Raw genomic sequence first — 18289 nt, forward strand, 5'->3', positions numbered from 1 at the left:
CAATTAGCTACGGATTTTAACCCGTAGCTTCTGTAGAACTCATAATATCGCCACAGGTTAAAACACTGTGGCTAATGATTCTTTTTCGCCGTATATATAGATCAAATTTTGTCAAAGAATTAAATTTATATAACCTCCTCCCTAATCTTTTTGTAATAAATTACAAGGTAATAATCAAAAAGCTAGATATATTCTTGAGAATATATCTAGCTTTTTGATTAAATTTAATTTCAAAATATTGAGCTCTAATCTTCCTTTTTTAACTTTATACCATATTCTATACTGTCCCTACAGGTTTACAAAATACGTAAACCTTCCGTGTATGACAGTCTTTTTCCAAACCAAAGTTTTGAACTTTAATTAATTTTATTAAGCTTAATTCCATACTCGATACTATCCACTAAGGCCTGCCAACTGGCTTCGATGATATTAGTTGAAGCCCCAACAGTACCCCAAGTCTGCTGACCATCAGTAGATTCAATCAATACCCTAACCTTAGCGGAAGTTCCTTCATTGCCTTCTAAGACTCTAACCTTGTAGTCTATTAAGTGAATATCTTTAAGCTCAGGATAGAAACTAATGAGCGCCTTACGTAAAGCACCATCAAGAGCATTAACTGGTCCATCACCTTCTGCTGCTGTATGGACTCTCTCTCCATTAACCTTAACCTTGATAGTAGCCTCTGATAAAGGACTCTTATCCTCAGACTTTTCGGTGATAATTCTAACTCCTTCTAATTCAAAGAGCTTTGTATATCTTCCTGTTGCCTTCTCTACTAATAGTTCAAAAGAGGCTTCAGCACCTTCAAAATGATAGCCCTGATGCTCTAAATCTTTAATTCTATCTAAAACAGCTCTTAAATCTGTACTCTCTTCTTCGATATTAATACCAAGCTCTTGGGCCTTGTATACCAGATTGCTCTTACCAGATAATTCAGAAACAAGGACTCTCTGCTTATTTCCTACTAGCTCTGGTCTAATATGTTCATAGGTTTTAGAATCTCTTAAGATAGCACTGACATGAATTCCACCCTTGTGAGCAAAGGCACTATCCCCAACATAAGGATTATGAGTAGGAGGGGTTAAATTGGCCACCTCACTAACATAACGAGACACCTCTGTAATCTTAGATAGTTGTTCACCAGTTATAAAATCTTCATTATATTTTAATTTTAAATTAGGCATAATTGAGGATAAATTGGCGTTACCACATCTTTCTCCATAGCCATTGATAGTGCCTTGAATCTGTACCGCCCCTGCTTCATAAGCAGTTAGAGAATTAGCTACCGCTAACTCAGTATCATTATGAGCATGAATTCCTAAAGGTATAGTAATCTCTTCTTTAATCTTGCTTATAATCTCTTTTACTCTAAAAGGCATTGTCCCACCATTAGTATCACATAAAACTAAGGTATCTGCTCCACCCTTTTGGGCAGCTAACAAGACCTTAGTAGCATATTCAGAATTAGCCTCATAACCATCAAAGAAATGCTCAGCATCAAAGTTGACCTCTAAGCCTTTACTCTTCAGATAAGCCACAGAGCTTTCAATCATATTCAAGTTCTCTTCTAAAGTAGTCTTTAGAGCTTGAGTCACATGTAGATCCCATGTCTTGCCAAAGATTGTAGCAACTTTGACTCCAGACTCTAAAATAGCATTCAAATTCTTATCTTCCTCTGCTTTAATATTGGCTCTGCGGGTACTACCAAAAGCAGCTATCTTAGCATTTTCAAGCTTTAACTCCTGTACTTTATTGAAATACTCAATATCCTTAGGGTTGGAACCAGGCCAACCACCTTCTATATAATCAATACCTAATTCATCTAATTTCTTAGTAATATTTAATTTATCTTCTGTAGAATAGGAGATACCCTCTCTTTGACTTCCGTCACGTAAGGTAGTATCATAAATCTTTACCATTAATATACACCTCCTATCCTAGAACACTACAGATGTAATCCCCTACTCCGTCAGTAGTTAATTTTCCACCCATATCAACAGTAGTTTGATTCTCTGCTAATGATAAATCGATCGCTTTTTGAATCATTTGAGCCTCTTTAGGATTTCCTAAAACCTCAACCATCATCGCTGCTGCTAATAATGCTGCTAATGGATTAGCCTTGTTTTGACCTGCAATATCTGGAGCAGAACCGTGAACTGGCTCAAACATAGATACACCTTCTGGATTGATATTACCTGATACAGCCATTCCCATTCCACCTTGAATCTCTGCACCTAAGTCAGTGATAATATCTCCAAACATGTTGCAAGTAACTACTACATCAAAGATTTCTGGATTTCTAACCATCTTCATAGTCATAGCATCAACTAACATATGATGTTGATTTACCTTAGGATATTTCTCTCCAACCTCTTTGAATACTCTCTGCCATAAGTCGTGAGAATAAGTTAATACATTACTCTTATCGCATAAAGTTAACTTGTTTTCTTTATTACGCTTTTGAGCATACTCATAAGCATAACGGATAACTCGCTCTACACCCTTATAAGTATTAATCATCTCTTGAGTAGCTACCTCATCCTTAGTTCCTTTCTTAAAGAAACCACCTACTCCAGCATAAAGACCCTCTGTATTCTCACGAACAATCATCATATCGATATCTTTAGGTCCTTTATCCTTTAATGGAGTAAATTTAGAATCTAATAATTTAATTGGACGAAGGTTGATGTATTGATCTAAAGAAAAACGTAAATCCAATAAGATTCCATGCTCTAAAACACCAGGCTTAACTCTAGGGTCTCCTACAGCTCCTAGATAGATAGCATCAAAACTTGTTAAGTCAGCCTTAACCTCATCAGTTACTAAATCTCCAGTCTCTAAATAATGGTCAGCACCTACATTAAAGTTTTCAAATTCAAAAGCTAAATCTGTAATTGTACTTAACTTCTCTAATACCTTAACACCCTGTTTAGTTACCTCTGGACCGATTCCATCTCCACCGATTACAGCTATTCTCTTTTTACTCATTGTCTTCTCTCCTTCTCTATACTTTTTAAACTTTCTTATATCTGAATACAAATGTACGGGTTGGTCGCAACCAACCCCTACAAATTATTAATTTGCCTTTGCTTTTACGTAATTTACTAATCCACCTGCATCAATAATCTCTTGCATAAATGCTGGGAATGGTTCAGCTTGGAACTCAGTTCCTTTAGTTATATTCTTGATTACTCCAGAATCCACATCTATCTCTACTTCATCTCCCTTATCAATTCCAGCCACTGCTTCTGGACATTCTAAGATAGGAAGACCAATATTGATTGCATTTCTAAAGAAGATACGAGCAAAAGAGTTCGCAATTACTGCTGATACTCCTGCTGCTTTAATTGAGATTGGAGCATGCTCACGGGAGCTTCCACAACCAAAATTATCTTCAGCTACAATAATATCACCTTGCTCTACATTAGCAGCAAAAGTATCATCAATATCCTCCATACAATGTTCAGCCAATTTCTTAGGATCTGATGTATTTAAATATCTAGCTGGAATAATTACATCTGTATCTACATCATTACCATACTTCCACACTTTACCTTTAATCTCCATAATTCTACTTTCCTCCTCTGATACTTCAATAAATTTTTATTTTGTCAGTGCGAGTGTCAATGTCTGTGTCTCGTTGCTCATCACTCGTCACTACTCACTGCTTTTTAAAGAACTTCTTCTGGACTAACAATCTTACCTGCAATTGCAGAAGCTGCTGCTACTGCTGGATTTGATAAGTAAACTTCACTCTCAGGGTGACCCATACGACCAACAAAGTTACGATTGGTTGTAGCAATTGATCTTTCACCTTTAGCTAAGATACCCATATGGCCTCCTAAACAAGGTCCACAAGTTGGAGTACTTACAGCTGCTCCAGCATCGATAAAGATTTCGATTAATCCTTCTTTCATTGCTTGCTTATAAATCTCTTGAGTACCAGGGAAGATAATTAATCTTACATGATCAGCCTTCTTCTTACCTTTTAAGATCTCTGCAGCAACTCTTAAATCTTCAATTCTTCCATTAGTACAAGAACCGATTACAGATTGGTCAATCTTAATATCTCCTACTTCACTGATTCCTCTTGTATTCTCTGGTAAATGAGGGAAAGCTACTTGAGGCTCGATATTTGTCACATCATACTCGATGACTTGAGCATACTCTGCATCTTCATCACTCTTATATACTGTCCACTCACGTTGAGCTCTATCTTTAACATACTCTAAAGTAATCTCATCAGCTTCGATCAATCCACACTTTCCACCAGCTTCGATAGCCATATTGGACATAGTAAATCTATTATCCATAGACAAGTTTTCAATTACTGGCCCTGTAAATTCCATAGCTTTATATAAAGCACCATCTACACCAATATCACCGATTGTATAAAGGATTAAGTCCTTACCACTAACCCATTTTTGTAGTTCACCTTTATAAACAAACTTGATAGTCTCTGGAACCTTAAACCATGCTTCACCTGTAGCCATACCCGCTGCCATATCAGTACTTCCAATTCCTGTAGCTAAAGCACCTAAAGCACCATAAGTACATGTATGTGAATCTGCACCAATAACAATATCTCCGGGAACAACTAAACCTTTTTCAGGTAATAAGCAGTGTTCAATTCCCATCTCTCCTAATTCAAAGAAGTTCTTAATCTCTTTTTCATTAGCAAATTCTCTAATCATCTTCACCTGTTCTGCTGAATTGATATCTTTATTAGGAACAAAATGATCTGGCACAATTGCTATTCTCTCTTTATCAAAAACATTTTCAATACCTATCTTCTTAAACTCCTTAACTGCTACTGGAGTAGTTACATCATTTCCTAAAACCAAATCTAACTTTGCATTTACCAACTCTCCAGGTTTTACTTTATCTTTACCAGCATGAGCTGCTAATATCTTCTCTACCATTGTCATTCCCATAACTTCTCGCCTCCTCAACTTATTTAGTTGACAGTTTACAGTATACAGTTTACAGTTAAAATATTAAAACCTTATGTTTTAAATGGTTTTGAACTTAACTGTCAATTGTCAACTATCAACTGTACATTCAGTTTTTCGATAATATTTTATTCATCGCATTATTATAAGCTCTAGCACTAGCTTCAATTATATCTGTACTAATACCTCTACCAACATACAGCTTATCTTGATGTTCTAACTTAACAATTACCTCACCTAAAGCATCCTTACCACTAGTTACCGAATCTATCTGATAATCAGCCAGCTTACAATTTAGACCTGTTATCCGATTCATCGCCTCATAGATAGCATCAATTGGTCCACCTTCAGAACAAGCACTCTCATTAATCTTCTCTTCATCCTTTTCTAGCTGAACTGTAGCAGTAGCTAGACCAGGACTACTTGTTACTTGTAGAAGATTTATCTGATAAACTTGATCAACTTGGCTGATTTCATCTTCCATAATAGCTTCTAAATCAAAACCAGTAATCTCTTTTTTCTTATCTGCTAAATCTTTGAATTTTTTGAAGGCAGAATTTAATTCTTCCTGACTCAATTCATAGCCCAATTCCTCTAGCTTCTGTCTAAAGGCATGGCGTCCTGAGTGCTTTCCAAGAACAATTTTATTCTCCTCTAATCCAATAGTTGTTGCATCCATAATTTCATAAGTGGTTCTCTCTTTAATTACACCATCTTGGTGAATACCAGATTCGTGAGCAAAGGCATTCTTACCAACAATGGCTTTATTGGGTTGAATCTCCATACCAGTTAGATGGCTAACCAACCTACTGGTACGAGCAATCTCTTTCAAATTTAAATTACTCTGTTTATCAAAGTAATCATAACGGGTATTCAGCGCTAAAGCAACCTCTTCTAAGGCAGTATTACCTGCTCTTTCACCAATACCATTTACAGCACATTCAATCTGCTTAGCTCCATTCTCAATAGCTGCTAATGAGTTTGCAACTGCCAAACCTAAATCATTATGGCAATGAACACTAATTACAGCTTGATCAATATTAGCTACATTATCTTTAATATATTTTATAAGTCCACCAAATTCTAAAGGAGTAGCATAACCTACTGTATCTGGAATATTAATTGTAGTTGCTCCAGCAGCAATTACTGCTTCAAAGACCTCACACAAGAAATCCTTATCACTTCTAAAAGCATCCTCTGCTGAAAACTCCACATCATCAGTATATGTCTTGGCATACTTTACAGCTTCAACAGCACTCTCCAAAACCTCTTGTGGTGATTTCTGTAATTTATACTTCATATGAACAGGTGAAGTAGCTATAAAGGTATGAATTCTTGGCTTTTGTGCATCCTTAAGTGCTTCTCCAGCTCTATCAATATCCTGCTTAGTGGCTCTAGCTAATCCAGCAATTACTGGACCTTTAACTTCTTGGGCTATCTTCTGAACTCCCTTAAAGTCTCCTTCTGAAGCAATAGGGAATCCCGCTTCAATCACATCTACCTCTAACTTTGCCAACTGCTTAGCAATCTCCAACTTCTCCTTAACACTCAAACTGACTCCTGGTGACTGCTCACCATCACGCAAAGTAGTATCAAAGATTTTAATAGCCATAAAACTCACCTCACTCTATTTTGTGTGAGTGTGTGTGATGAGTGTGAGCATAAAATATTCAAACTATAAAATAAAATTTAATAATTCAAGTAATATTTTAGTTATCGGGAATCAGCCTCCTGTTAAATACAGTTTACTGATTCCTGACAACAGATTCCTAAATCATATTACAAAGTTAGATGAATATATTTATACTAAATTCACACCCACACTCGCTACTCACACTAAAAATTAATCAAGATAATTCATTTTAGATCTTAACTCTGCTCCAACCTTCTCAATTAAATGATCCTCATCGATAGCTTTCTTTCTATTATATCCTGGACGACCAACTTGATTCTCAAGTAGCCATTGTTTAGCAAATTCTCCCTCTTGAATATCAGTAAGTAATTTCTTCATAGCCTCTCTTGATTTATCATTGATAACCTGCTTTCCAGCAATTAAATCTCCATATTCAGCAGTATCAGAGATTGAATCTCTCATATTAGCAATACCACCCTCATAAATCAAGTCAACGATTAATTTCATCTCATGTAAACATTCAAAGTAAGCAATTTCAGGCTTATAACCAGCATCTACTAAAGTTTCAAATCCAGATCTAATAAGCTCAGTTACTCCACCACATAATACTGCTTGCTCACCGAATAAATCTGTTTCAGTCTCTTCTTTAAATGTAGTCTCAATTACACCTGCTCTAGTACCACCTACACCTTTAGCATGAGCCAATGCAAAGTCCTTAGCATTACCAGTAGCATCTTGATAGATAGCAATCAATGCTGGAACACCAAAACCTTCAGTATAAACTCTTCTTACTAAGTGTCCTGGACCTTTAGGAGCAACCATATATACATCTACATCTGCAGGTGGTACGATTTGACCATAGTGAATATTAAATCCATGAGAAAATACTAAAGCATTACCAGCCTCTAAATTTGGTTCAATATCATTGTAATAAACCTTCTTTTGAATTTCATCTGGCAGTAAAACTTGAATTACATCTGCTGCTTTTGCAGCCTCTGCAGCTGTCACTACTTCAAATCCATCTGCTACTGCTTTCTCGTAACTAGCTCCACCTTTTCTTTGACCAATGATTACATCTAGTCCAGCATCTCTCATATTCTGAGCTTGAGCATGACCTTGGCTACCATAACCAATAACCGCAATCTTCTTTCCTTCTAAAACTTTTAAATCAGCATCTTCATTATAATACATTTTTACCATTCTTCTCATCTCCTCAAATTTTTAGTTTATAGTTGATAGTGTATAGTGTATAGTTAAAATCATAAAAACTACACAGAGTAAACCACCAACCTTTATCTATATATTGTTTATAAATAAACATATATTTAAATTTATATATCTAATTCTCTATTATATATCAATAATTTAAAAATCATTTTAATGATTTTTAAAACTTTTGAACTGAACTATCAACTGTCAACTATACTCTATCAACTGATTTACTTCTTCCCTCTCGCCATGGCTATCTTACCAGTTCTAACTAGCTCTTTAATTCCAAATGGTCTTAATAACTCTTCAATTGCAGTAATCTTATCTTCATCACCAGTAATTTCAACCATAACTGAATCTGTAGATACATCTACAATCTTTCCTCTAAAGATATCTACTATCTGCATAATCTCAGATCTAGTTGTTGCAGTAGCTTTAACCTTAATTAAGGCTAACCCCCTACCGACAACTGACTCTTGGGTTAAATCACTGATTTTATAGACAACAATTAGCTTATTTAATTGTTTAGTCAACTGTTCTAAAACTCTATCATTTCCTTCTACTACTAAGGTGATCCTAGATATATCATCATTATCTGTCCTACCAACAGATAAACTCTCAATATTAAAGCCTCTTCTACTAAATAAGCTAGCTATTCTAGCTAAGACTCCAGACTCATTAGCTACTAACACTGAAACTGTATGCTTCATTATTCCTCCTCCTTTAAGACCATATTATCTAAGCTACCACCTGGTGGTACCATCGGGAATACATTCTCTTCCTCTTCTATAATAAAGTCTAGTAAGTAAGGTTGAGGGCTATTGATTGCTTCCTCTAATGCTGGTCTTATCTCTTCTGCCTTTGTTATTCTCTTAGCCTTAATTCCATAAGCTTCTGCCAATTTAACAAAGTCAGGTGTTGTCACTGGACAATGATCACCTGGTGAAGAACACCCTGGAGGACAGCTCTCCTGCATCTTCAAACAGACTGAGGAATATCTTCTATCATAGAACATCTCTTGCCACTGTCTTACCATCCCTAAATATCCATTATTAAAGATGGCAATATTTAATGGTAGTTTATTCTTAGCTACTGTGGCTAACTCTTGGACATTCATCTGAAAGCTTTGGACTCCTACAGCAGCAGGGAAGCCATATCCCATCGTTCCCAAACCTCCAGAGGTCATAAAGCTTCTAGGCTTAGTATATTTATAGAATTGAGCTGCCCACATCTGATGTTGCCCTACTTCAGTAGTGATTAAGGCTTCACCCTTGGTTAACTCATCTATTGCCTCAATAATCTCCTTAGGAGATAACTTCTTCTTATCCTTCTTAGCATGGCTCATTTCATCTAACTTACGCCAATTGTCAATTAACGCTAACCATTTCTTTCTATCCTTCTTATCAACCATCTTATTTAGGACAGTCAGTATCCTCTTAACATCTCCAACTATAGGAATATCAACAATTTTTCTCTTACCTACCTCGGCTGGATCAATATCGATATGAATGACCTTAGCATCTTTAGCAAAACTATCAAGCCTTCCTGTAACCCTATCATCAAACCTTGCTCCAATTGCTATCAATAAATCTGCATTAGATATAGCCAGATTCGCTTCAGTAGTACCATGCATTCCTAGCATTCCTAAACTTAATTTATCTCTTTCGTTAAAGGCTCCAAGCCCTGTTAAGGTAGTAGTCACTGGAATATTCCCTTTCTTAGACAGCTTGCGTAGTTCATTACTTGCTTCTGAGATGATAACACCTCCACCAGAATAAATGACTGGGTTCTTGGATTGATTGATTGCCTTGGCTGCCTCTTTAATCTGTAACTCATGTCCATCATAATTTGGCTTATAACCTGGTAGGTTAATATTATCTGGATATACAAACTCTGCCTCTTCTTGTAAAACATCTTTTGGTATATCTATTAAAACAGGTCCTGGTCTTCCAGTTCTAGCAATATGGAAGGCCTCTTTAATAATTCTGGATAACTCTTTAACATCTTGAACTAAGTAATTATGCTTAGTAATTGGTGTTGTAATCCCTGTAATATCTGCTTCTTGAAAGGCATCAGTTCCTAACATCGCTCTAGGTACCTGACCAGTAAAAGCAACAATTGGTACAGAGTCCATATAAGCTGTAGCTAATCCCGTTACTAAATTGGTTGCTCCTGGACCAGAAGTGGCAATACAGACCCCCACTTTACCACTAGAACGAGCATAGCCATCTGCTGCATGGATACCCCCTTGTTCATGATGAGGCATTATATGTTCAAACTTAGCATCATATAAAACATCATAAATAGGTAAGACTGCTCCACCAGGATAACCAAAAATCGTCTCTACCCCTTCTTTATAAAGGGACTCTACAAAGATTTGAGCTCCTGTTAATGATCCCACTCTAAATCACTCCTTTATGATTACTTCTCTCCTACTTAATTTAGAGCTAAAATAAGATTGATGATTATAATCTTTTTAACTCAAATAATTTTAGTTAGTAAAAAACCCCAAGTATAGCAACTTGGAGTTTGAATAAATTACCAATCGTTTCTGGGTATACTCGTCCCTAGGTAATTTATGCTATTATTCTCCTTGCTACTAACTACTTTTATAATCTATTACTCAGACTAAAATACTATTACTAATAGCTTTTAAGCCAGACCTTATCTACTACTATATACTCTACTATTATTTCTACTCACTTTTCATCTATCACTACTTATATTCTATCTCTTCTATTAATCCCTCTTTACTATCTATTTAACTCTAGCTAGTAAGTTATATACAAAAAACCCCTCATCTCAATCAACAGACTAACTCTATTAATTGGGACGAGAGGTTTTGACTCGCGCGGTACCACCCAAATTCATTACTATCTCACAATAGTAATCTCAATAAGTACTTACATACCAAAAGTATGTTCCATACTCCAGCACATGATAACGGATGCTGTTTCCTAAATAATTTAGGACTCCGGCAAAACTTACTTGGAATTACCTTTCAGCTTGCAGCTCCAGGGTGATTTTCAAAAGTATATCCTATCCTGGCTCCCACCTAACCCAGTTCGCTCTAATAGCTAATACACTATTTACTTTCCCTTTCCTAGCTTTTTTGCTAAATCTTCAATTCTTGTTATAAATTATAAATTATACTTAATTCATTGTCAAGAATTTTTTAAGTAATTCTGTTCAATTTTACAGCTCTAGGGTGAGAGAAATAATTTCCTAGATATCGGTTCTCAGCTATCCCGATTCTCTGTAATCTACTCCATTACTTCATTCCCTTTCTTTGCTTTTTTTATATTGTGTTTTATTAGTAATTAGTATAGTGTACTTTCTAACCTTTGTCAAGGCATTTATTAGAAAAATATCTATGATATCTTAATAAAAGAAACTATCCCATTATACCAAGTTAAGATAAGCATAACATTATTAATAGACATTACAATGCTTTGAAAGTTAGGAGTTAGGGGTTAGCTAAATCCTAACTCCTACTGCTCAATGCATATTACTTGAAAAGTTCTTAATCCTCATTAAGCCTTGCTTTAATCTTATCAATTATTTCTTGCCTCTTGCCATTGCTATCTTACCAGTTCTAACTAGCTCTTTAATCCCAAAAGGTCTTAATAACTCTTCAATTGCAGTAATCTCATCTTCATTACCAGTGATTTCAACCATAATTGAATTAGAAGCTACATCTACAATCTTTCCTCTAAAGATATCTACAATCTGCATAATCTCAGATCGAGTTGTTGCAGTTGCTTTGACCTTAATTAGAGCCAAACTTCTACTAACAACTGATTCTTTAGTCAAATCACTGACCTTATGGACAACAATCAACTTATTTAATTGTTTAGTCAACTGTTCTAAAAATCTATCATTTCCTTCTACTACTAAAGTTATCCTAGATATATCACCATTATCTGTCTTAGCAACTGATAAACTCTCAATATTAAAACCTATTCTAGCTAAGACTCCAAACTCATTAGCTACTAACACTGAAAATGTACACTTCATTATTCCTCAACTTCTACCAATTTAACAAACTCAGGTGTTGTCACTGAGCAATGTTCTTCTGGCAAAGAACATCTCTTGCCACTGCCTTACCATCCCTAAATATCCATTATTAAAGATGGCAATATTTAATGGTAGTTTATTCTTAGCTACTGTGGCTAACTCTTGGACATTCATCTGAAAGCTTAGCTTCCATCACCTGCTAAAGCAAAAACTATACTATCCTTATTAGCAACTCCTTCCTACTCTCTACTCATTTTTTATAAGTGGTTAACACTACTCTACTAACTACTAACCATTTTATTTTTTATCATATAATATAAAAAACCCCTCATCTCAATCAATGGATTATCTCCATTAATTGGGACGAGAGGTCTTCTCACGTGGTACCACCCAAATTCACCACTATCTTAAAAATAGTAGTCTCAATAAGTACTCTCATACTAAATAATCTAGTACAATTTATACTCCAGCATATGATAACGGATGCTGTCTCCTAAAAATCAGGATTCCGGCAAAACCTACTTAGAATTTCCTTTCAATTTTGCAGTTCAAGGGCTACAAAAATAATCCTTCAGATATCGGCTCTCAGCTACCCCGACTCTCTGTAATCCTAAAAATTATTTCCCTCCCTATCATAACCTTTAAAGAATGTATGTTGTTTAATAGATAGTATATGTTAGTTATCTATATTTGTCAAGAGGTTTATTCTCTATCCCTTCAAGGAAATATCACTATCTGTTTTTAAACCTCTATGGATAAAGAGCACATAATTTATTAAAGTAGATATTGTAACTCCCAATAAAGTATCTGCCAACCTATAGATACTATAGTAAAAAGGGGTTACATAATCATATAAATTCACCATTATAGCTATAAAGACTATACAAGCTATATTAATAGATTTACTACAATTGAATCTCTGACATACTAATACAGTTATAAAAATACCAATTCCACATAATATTATATTACCTTGATCTAAGGTTGCAAAGATTATCCCTATAATTGCACCTATAAAGGTTCCAACCATTCTATTTTTAGCAGATTCTAGACTATCACCAAATCCAGTTCCTATTGTGATAACAGAGGCTATAGCAGCATAAAAGGGCGACTCAATATTTAATAATTTTCCTACACTAATAGATAAAACTACCGCTAATGCAACTTTAAAGGATTTTTTATACATTGCTAATACCACCTTAGAATATTATAAATTTTAGAATAATTATTTTATATTACTAGATTTTTAAAATAAAGTTTATCATTTACCTAAAGATTTGTCAATATAGTATTTAGCAGAATTATTTTAAATAGAAATAACCTGATATAAATTGATAGATTCCAGATTTAATATAGTAGTTTAAATAAAAAAGGCCCTTAAGGGCCTTTTTTATTTAAACACTGCACCTGTGCTAGCTGACGTAACCAATCTAGCATAACGGGATAAGTATCCAGTCTTAATCTTAGGCTCTGGCGCTTCCCACTTGGCTAATCTAGCTTGAATCTCTTCATCACTTAACTTAATATCTAATTTTCCATTAGGGATATCTATCTGAATAATATCTCCTTCTTCAACAATAGCCATTGGTCCACCTTCCATCGCTTCTGGTGAGACGTGACCAATAGCAGCTCCTCTAGTAGCTCCTGAGAAACGTCCATCAGTAATTAAGGCTACCTCTTTATCTAAACCAACACCTGCAATTGCTGAGGTAGGGGTCAACATTTCTCTCATCCCTGGTCCACCCTTAGGACCTTCATATCTGATTACAACTACATCTCCCGGATTAATATTTCCATTATGAATAGCTGCAACTGCATCTTGCTCAGCATCAAATACCCTTGCTGGTCCTTCATGAACTAACATCTCATCTGCTACTGCAGCTTGCTTAACTACAGAACCATCTGGAGCTAAATTACCCTTTAAGAATGATAATCCACCTTCAGCATGATAAGCAGTAGCAAAGTCTCTAATTACATCTTTATCTAAGACTCTAGCATTTGCTAAGTTCTCTTTAATAGTCTTTCCTGTTACAGTAATTAAATCTTCATTAAGGATTCCCTCCTCACTTAAGACCTTCATTACCGCTGGGATTCCTCCTGCCTCATGTAAATCTTGAATATGATGGCTTCCTGCTGGTGCTAAGCTACAGATATGGGGAACTTCCTTTTTATATTTGTTGATTAATTCTAAATCAAGTTCAATTCCTGCTTCATAAGCAATAGCTGGTAAATGTAAAGCTGTATTAGTTGAACATCCTAAAGCCATATCTACCTTTAGAGCATTCTCAAAGGATTTTTCTGTTAACATATCTAAAGGTCTGATACCCTTTTCAAACATCTCCATTACTTGAATACCAGCATATTTTGCTAATCTGATCCTATCTGCATACACTGCAGGGATTGTACCATTACCAGGTAGACCTAACCCTAGAATTTCTGTTAAACAATTCATAGAGTTTGCTGTAAACATCCCAGAACAAGAACCACAGGTCTGACATGCACTATTCTCTACTTCCAATAACTCTGCTTCCGATATCTTATCTACTTTATATGATGCTACACTTTCAAATACTGTATTTAAATCGATATCTTTTCCTTTATGTCTTCCTGCTAACATTGCTCCACCACTAACTACTACCGTTGGAATATTTAATCTAGCAGCTGCCATTAACATTCCTGGAACAATCTTGTCACAGTTAGGAATTAAAACTAAAGCATCTAAGGCATGAGCTCTTGCCATAGTCTCTACCGAGTCTGCTATAATTTCTCTACTTGCTAAAGAGTAATGCATCCCTTCATGTCCCATTGCTATTCCATCACAAACACCGATTGCTCCAAATTCTAAAGGGGTTCCTCCAGCCATTCTAATCCCTGCTTTAGCTGCATCAGCTATCTTATCTAAGTCAGTATGGCCTGGAATCAATTCATTTACTGAATTACAAACTCCTACCAATGGCTGATCCAGTTCTTCATCAGTTAACCCCATAGCTTTAAATAGGGATCTCTGTGGTGCTTTATCAATCTTTTTAGTTACATGCTTACTTCTCATCTTCTCTCCTCCTTATAGAATTCTCTTATTTAAAGATATTCTAACAAAAATTTAACCTATTAGCAATTAATATTATCTAATTCAAATGTCAATATAAGAATTTAGCAGGAAATTTTTTACATATAGCGAATAGATATCATAATAATATCATAATTAGGGGGATAAAACATGTCCAAAGAAGATCGTCAATCTACTGAAGATAATGAGAATCAGAATAAATACTTATACCTAAAAGAGATTATAAAGGCCCAGTTAATCTGGTATTTAATCCACTTCCTAATTTTATTCTTTCAATTATATGTATCCTTTGATATCCCCTATATAGATAATTTTTATATAATGATCTTTAAGTTTATAGGAAGTAGCTTCTTTATCTCCTTTTTACTATATTACACTACTATGGTTTATGAGCTATCCTTTCAAGAGATAGGAATTAACTTTAAAAATTTTATTGAAAATAGTAGATTAGGTCTAAAGTTGAGCTCTTTCTTCTGGTTTGGCATAATCATAATTAATTTATCTGATCAACATTTAAAACTTGGCTCCATAGTCAGTATAAATAATGGAGAAGACTTTAGGTTGAGTATAATTTACTTCATCATCCTATTTATCTGTTATCTGATTCCAGCCTTTAGTAAAGAATTGCTCTATCGCGGATTCATTTATTATCACTTTAAAAAGGAGTATGGAATAATTATAGGGTTTACACTCAACACTTTATACTATGCCCTTAGCTATTTGGACTTAAGATTGATAACAATTGTTATTCATCTTTTAGTGGCAATCATAACTACCTATTTATATGAAAAGACCGACTCACTAGTGACTTCAGTTATCTTTCAAGCCACTTACCAAGCCAGTTTAAGTTTATATCTATTCTCTTTTGATAAATGGCCTTTTTAAGGTAAATCAAAGCTAGAAAGCGGCAAACTTTCTAGCTTAGTATCAGTGTAAGTAGTCAGTGTGAGAAAAAAATATATAAATACTGTTAGAGATTATGAATTGAATTATTTTAAATGCTTTTGACCTTACTCACACCCACACTGCCACTCACACTATTAATTATTAGTTTATATGTATCTTTTCACTTCAAATCTCATTAACTCTATATCTTCCTCTTCTATTGAAATACCAGCTTTTCTTTTAGCTATCTCTACTTGCTTTTTAGCAGTATCTACACCTTCTAAATCTGGTAATAATAATCCGGCTCTTTCATCCTGTCTAACAATAACTCCATATTTAGCAGGATTTAGTTCTTCAATACTAGCTATGCTCTCTGCTTCTCCCAAAACATCTACAGAATAGGTTAACTCATCTATTTCATTAAGATTGACTGGTTCAAACCTTGGATCTTCAAAGGCAGCTCCAAGAGCATTATAAATAATTTCATAGGCTAAATTAGCCTTAGTAGCTTGTGTAGTACCAATACATCCTCGCAAATTTCCATTCTTTTTAATTGAAACAAATACTCCACCTCTTCCAGCTAACTGAGGATCAAGCTGAGCTGGTGGATCTATAACTTCTCTATTCTTGATATACTCTTCTACAGACTTTCTGGCTAACTTGACAATTTCACTTTCATTACTTCTAATTTGTGATAATCTATCCTGCTTTCTTTTATGTAATTTATCTAACAACCCAACTTCCTCTTTCTTCCCTTTAACATGATAGGTGGCTACTGCATATCCTACGCCAAAAGGGCCTTCATAAGATAAGACTCCACCCTCCACATCTAAGCGATCCATTGCCCCCAACATCATAGTTAAGGGGCGTAATCCACATTCTCCTGCCCGTTGAATCAGTTGATTATCCATCTCAAAGATATTCTCAACCTCTAAAGCATCTAGATAATGAACTACCCGCTTATCAAAATCCTTAGCTTTAGGATCATAACCTGCTGGTGCAGTAGTTGTTAAACGGTGTGATAGGTCTCCACTGGCTATGACAGCTACTTTATATTCTAATCTCTCTGCTACTAGCTGAATTATCTTGCCAAAGGTATATAACTCTTCATAGGATAACATCCCAATAGTAACTGGAACTATAGGCTTATTTATACCCACCTCATTGAGATAATACATGGGTACTAGAACACCATGATCCAATTCCATCTTAACTTCTAACTTTCTAGCTGTAGCTTTATCAATTCTTGCCGTAGTAATCTGATTCTTATTTGCAGCTATAGCTAACTCACTAGTAAACTTTTCAGCTAAATGATAACTAAGCTTTATATCTTCACGTCCAAAATCACCAAAATTACCTGATAAATTCTCTGCACTCAAAATGCTAACTGCATCAGAAAATACCGAGCCATGGGGGCTGATAGTAACTATTATATCAGGATTAATATCTTTAACCTCTTGAGCAAACTTTCTAACACTATCTTGAGTCTTAGTAATCTGCTGAACATCATCTCCACCAATCTCAGGAATTAATATCGGCGGATGGGGTGTTAACGCAGAAAAAACAACTCCTGTCATTGATAACCACTCCTTCTTATTAGTTCACGATATATAGTTGATAGTTAAGTTGAAAAACATTAAATCTTAATATTTTTATAGGAAAGGCTCAGAAAACCCCTTATGCTTGTCTTAGGGGATGAATGAGCCTTTTAATTTTAAGGTTCGATACCTTTAAATTAAATATTCTTTTGATTTTGGATATACTTTTGGATAGTTTCAGAAGATACACTTCCAGCTGTACCAATATAATATCCTCTACTCCATAAACCCTACGAGTTTTTAAGTATAAAAACTCTTCGTACAAATTCAGTCACTACCCCAAAACTTGGCTTTCTTCAAATTAGGAAAAGTTTTAAATATATGATTAGCAGATATACTTTTTAATTTCCTAACTATATCTACTGGTGCAACAGTTGGTGGAGCAGAGATAAATAAATGTGCGTGGTCTGGCATTATTTCTTGTTCAATAAGTTCATACCCATAATTGCTACAAATCTTTCTAAAACAACTTAACAATTCCGATTCTAACTTATCTTTAAAGATATGGTGTCTATACTTGGGACAAAAGACAATATGATGATTAATGTTGTATTTGCTATGCTTAGTTGTCTTTGTATTTTTCAAGGATATATTCCATACCTTCCTCTAGTAAGTCATTAGCATTTTTGTCTAATTTAATAGCTAATACCTTAATCTTTTTGTATAGTTCTTCTTTTAATGTAGTATTAATATTTTTTCTAGCCATATTAAGCACCTCCTAAAATAATTATATTACATAGTTGACTATGTGTCAATGTTATGTTATAATAAATACACAGATAACAATGTAAAGGAGGTGAAACTATGAGATTAGCTTTTAAGTTTAAACCTAAATTTAATGACAAGCAATTAGAGATAATTAAAGAATTAAGTTGGCATACTACTAAATTATATAATATTGTAAATTATGAAGTCAGAAATAATGAAA

14 protein-coding genes, 2 pseudogenes and 2 other annotated features are annotated in these 18289 nt (G+C 34.8%); of the genes and pseudogenes, 1 reads left to right on the forward strand and 15 read right to left on the reverse strand.

Annotation, left to right across the window (positions count from 1 at the left end):
- Window positions 1–356: 356 nt before the first annotated feature.
- The 12 genes and pseudogenes from cimA to ilvD all read right to left on the reverse strand — a co-directional run bounded on the left by cimA (window position 357) and on the right by ilvD (window position 14860).
- A complete protein-coding gene (gene cimA, locus ACTCDL_RS12045; RefSeq protein ID WP_463176886.1) occupies window positions 357–1919 on the reverse strand; it encodes a citramalate synthase in 1563 nt (520 codons plus the stop codon).
- A 13-nt stretch (window positions 1920–1932) separates the two neighbouring features.
- On the reverse strand, window positions 1933–2988 hold the full coding sequence (locus ACTCDL_RS12050; protein ID WP_463176887.1) for a 3-isopropylmalate dehydrogenase: 1056 nt from the start codon (window positions 2986–2988) through the stop codon (window positions 1933–1935).
- Window positions 2989–3075: 87 nt separating this feature from the next.
- A complete protein-coding gene (leuD, locus tag ACTCDL_RS12055) occupies window positions 3076–3567 on the reverse strand; it encodes a 3-isopropylmalate dehydratase small subunit (protein WP_463176888.1) in 492 nt (163 codons plus the stop codon).
- Window positions 3568–3671: 104 nt separating this feature from the next.
- Window positions 3672–4934: a 3-isopropylmalate dehydratase large subunit gene (gene leuC / locus ACTCDL_RS12060; RefSeq protein ID WP_463176889.1), complete on the reverse strand. Its 1263-nt coding sequence runs from the start codon at window positions 4932–4934 to the stop codon at window positions 3672–3674.
- A 127-nt stretch (window positions 4935–5061) separates the two neighbouring features.
- Complete coding sequence (locus ACTCDL_RS12065) at window positions 5062–6564, reverse strand: 2-isopropylmalate synthase (protein WP_463176890.1); 1503 nt, start codon at window positions 6562–6564, stop codon at window positions 5062–5064.
- A 231-nt stretch (window positions 6565–6795) separates the two neighbouring features.
- Window positions 6796–7785: a ketol-acid reductoisomerase gene (ilvC, locus tag ACTCDL_RS12070; RefSeq protein ID WP_463176891.1), complete on the reverse strand. Its 990-nt coding sequence runs from the start codon at window positions 7783–7785 to the stop codon at window positions 6796–6798.
- A 239-nt stretch (window positions 7786–8024) separates the two neighbouring features.
- A complete protein-coding gene (gene ilvN, locus ACTCDL_RS12075; protein ID WP_463176892.1) occupies window positions 8025–8504 on the reverse strand; it encodes an acetolactate synthase small subunit in 480 nt (159 codons plus the stop codon).
- On the reverse strand, window positions 8504–10195 hold the full coding sequence (gene ilvB / locus ACTCDL_RS12080) for a biosynthetic-type acetolactate synthase large subunit (protein WP_463176893.1): 1692 nt from the start codon (window positions 10193–10195) through the stop codon (window positions 8504–8506). Before ilvB ends, ilvN (ACTCDL_RS12075) begins: the two co-directional genes overlap by 1 nt.
- Before the next feature lie 424 nt (window positions 10196–10619).
- Window positions 10620–10908: a binding site (T-box leader), on the reverse strand.
- Between the two features lie 444 nt (window positions 10909–11352).
- Complete coding sequence (gene ilvN / locus ACTCDL_RS12085) at window positions 11353–11811, reverse strand: acetolactate synthase small subunit (RefSeq protein WP_463176894.1); 459 nt, start codon at window positions 11809–11811, stop codon at window positions 11353–11355.
- A gap of 54 nt (window positions 11812–11865) precedes the next feature.
- A pseudogene (locus ACTCDL_RS12090) lies at window positions 11866–12038 on the reverse strand (thiamine pyrophosphate-dependent enzyme); the annotation flags it as partial.
- A 129-nt stretch (window positions 12039–12167) separates the two neighbouring features.
- Window positions 12168–12456: a binding site (T-box leader), on the reverse strand.
- A 64-nt stretch (window positions 12457–12520) separates the two neighbouring features.
- Window positions 12521–12997, reverse strand: coding sequence for an FUSC family protein (locus ACTCDL_RS12095; protein ID WP_463176895.1), 477 nt, complete (start codon window positions 12995–12997; stop codon window positions 12521–12523).
- Window positions 12998–13201: 204 nt separating this feature from the next.
- On the reverse strand, window positions 13202–14860 hold the full coding sequence (ilvD, locus tag ACTCDL_RS12100; RefSeq protein WP_463176896.1) for a dihydroxy-acid dehydratase: 1659 nt from the start codon (window positions 14858–14860) through the stop codon (window positions 13202–13204).
- A 168-nt stretch (window positions 14861–15028) separates the two neighbouring features.
- On the opposite strand from ilvD, the gene ACTCDL_RS12105 reads away from it, so the two are divergent.
- Window positions 15029–15763 (forward strand): CPBP family intramembrane glutamic endopeptidase, encoded by a 735-nt coding sequence (locus ACTCDL_RS12105; RefSeq protein ID WP_463176898.1) that lies wholly within the window; start codon window positions 15029–15031, stop codon window positions 15761–15763.
- Window positions 15764–15930: 167 nt separating this feature from the next.
- On the opposite strand, the gene amrA is transcribed toward ACTCDL_RS12105, so the two are convergent.
- From amrA to ACTCDL_RS12120, 3 genes and pseudogenes are all read right to left on the reverse strand, one after another.
- A complete protein-coding gene (gene amrA, locus ACTCDL_RS12110; RefSeq protein WP_463176900.1) occupies window positions 15931–17340 on the reverse strand; it encodes an AmmeMemoRadiSam system protein A in 1410 nt (469 codons plus the stop codon).
- Window positions 17341–17498: 158 nt separating this feature from the next.
- Window positions 17499–17946, reverse strand: a pseudogene (gene tnpA / locus ACTCDL_RS12115) (IS200/IS605 family transposase).
- Window positions 17924–18067, reverse strand: coding sequence for a hypothetical protein (locus tag ACTCDL_RS12120; RefSeq protein WP_463176902.1), 144 nt, complete (start codon window positions 18065–18067; stop codon window positions 17924–17926). Before ACTCDL_RS12120 ends, tnpA begins: the two are co-directional and overlap by 23 nt.
- Window positions 18068–18289: the final 222 nt, after the last annotated feature.

This window comes from Orenia sp., from assembly GCF_055140805.1.

Coding starts and splice junctions, on each gene's coding strand:
- cimA (WP_463176886.1), bottom strand. CDS start 1,919: ATGGTAAAGATTTATGATACTACCTTACGTGACGGAAGTCAAAGAGAG.
- ACTCDL_RS12050 (WP_463176887.1), bottom strand. CDS start 2,988: ATGAGTAAAAAGAGAATAGCTGTAATCGGTGGAGATGGAATCGGTCCA.
- leuD (WP_463176888.1), bottom strand. CDS start 3,567: ATGGAGATTAAAGGTAAAGTGTGGAAGTATGGTAATGATGTAGATACA.
- leuC (WP_463176889.1), bottom strand. CDS start 4,934: ATGGGAATGACAATGGTAGAGAAGATATTAGCAGCTCATGCTGGTAAA.
- ACTCDL_RS12065 (WP_463176890.1), bottom strand. CDS start 6,564: ATGGCTATTAAAATCTTTGATACTACTTTGCGTGATGGTGAGCAGTCA.
- ilvC (WP_463176891.1), bottom strand. CDS start 7,785: ATGGTAAAAATGTATTATAATGAAGATGCTGATTTAAAAGTTTTAGAA.
- ilvN (WP_463176892.1), bottom strand. CDS start 8,504: ATGAAGCATACAGTTTCAGTGTTAGTAGCTAATGAGTCTGGAGTCTTA.
- ilvN (WP_463176894.1), bottom strand. CDS start 11,811: ATGAAGTGTACATTTTCAGTGTTAGTAGCTAATGAGTTTGGAGTCTTA.
- ACTCDL_RS12095 (WP_463176895.1), bottom strand. CDS start 12,997: ATGTATAAAAAATCCTTTAAAGTTGCATTAGCGGTAGTTTTATCTATT.
- ilvD (WP_463176896.1), bottom strand. CDS start 14,860: ATGAGAAGTAAGCATGTAACTAAAAAGATTGATAAAGCACCACAGAGA.
- ACTCDL_RS12105 (WP_463176898.1), top strand. CDS start 15,029: ATGTCCAAAGAAGATCGTCAATCTACTGAAGATAATGAGAATCAGAAT.
- amrA (WP_463176900.1), bottom strand. CDS start 17,340: ATGACAGGAGTTGTTTTTTCTGCGTTAACACCCCATCCGCCGATATTA.
- ACTCDL_RS12120 (WP_463176902.1), bottom strand. CDS start 18,067: ATGGCTAGAAAAAATATTAATACTACATTAAAAGAAGAACTATACAAA.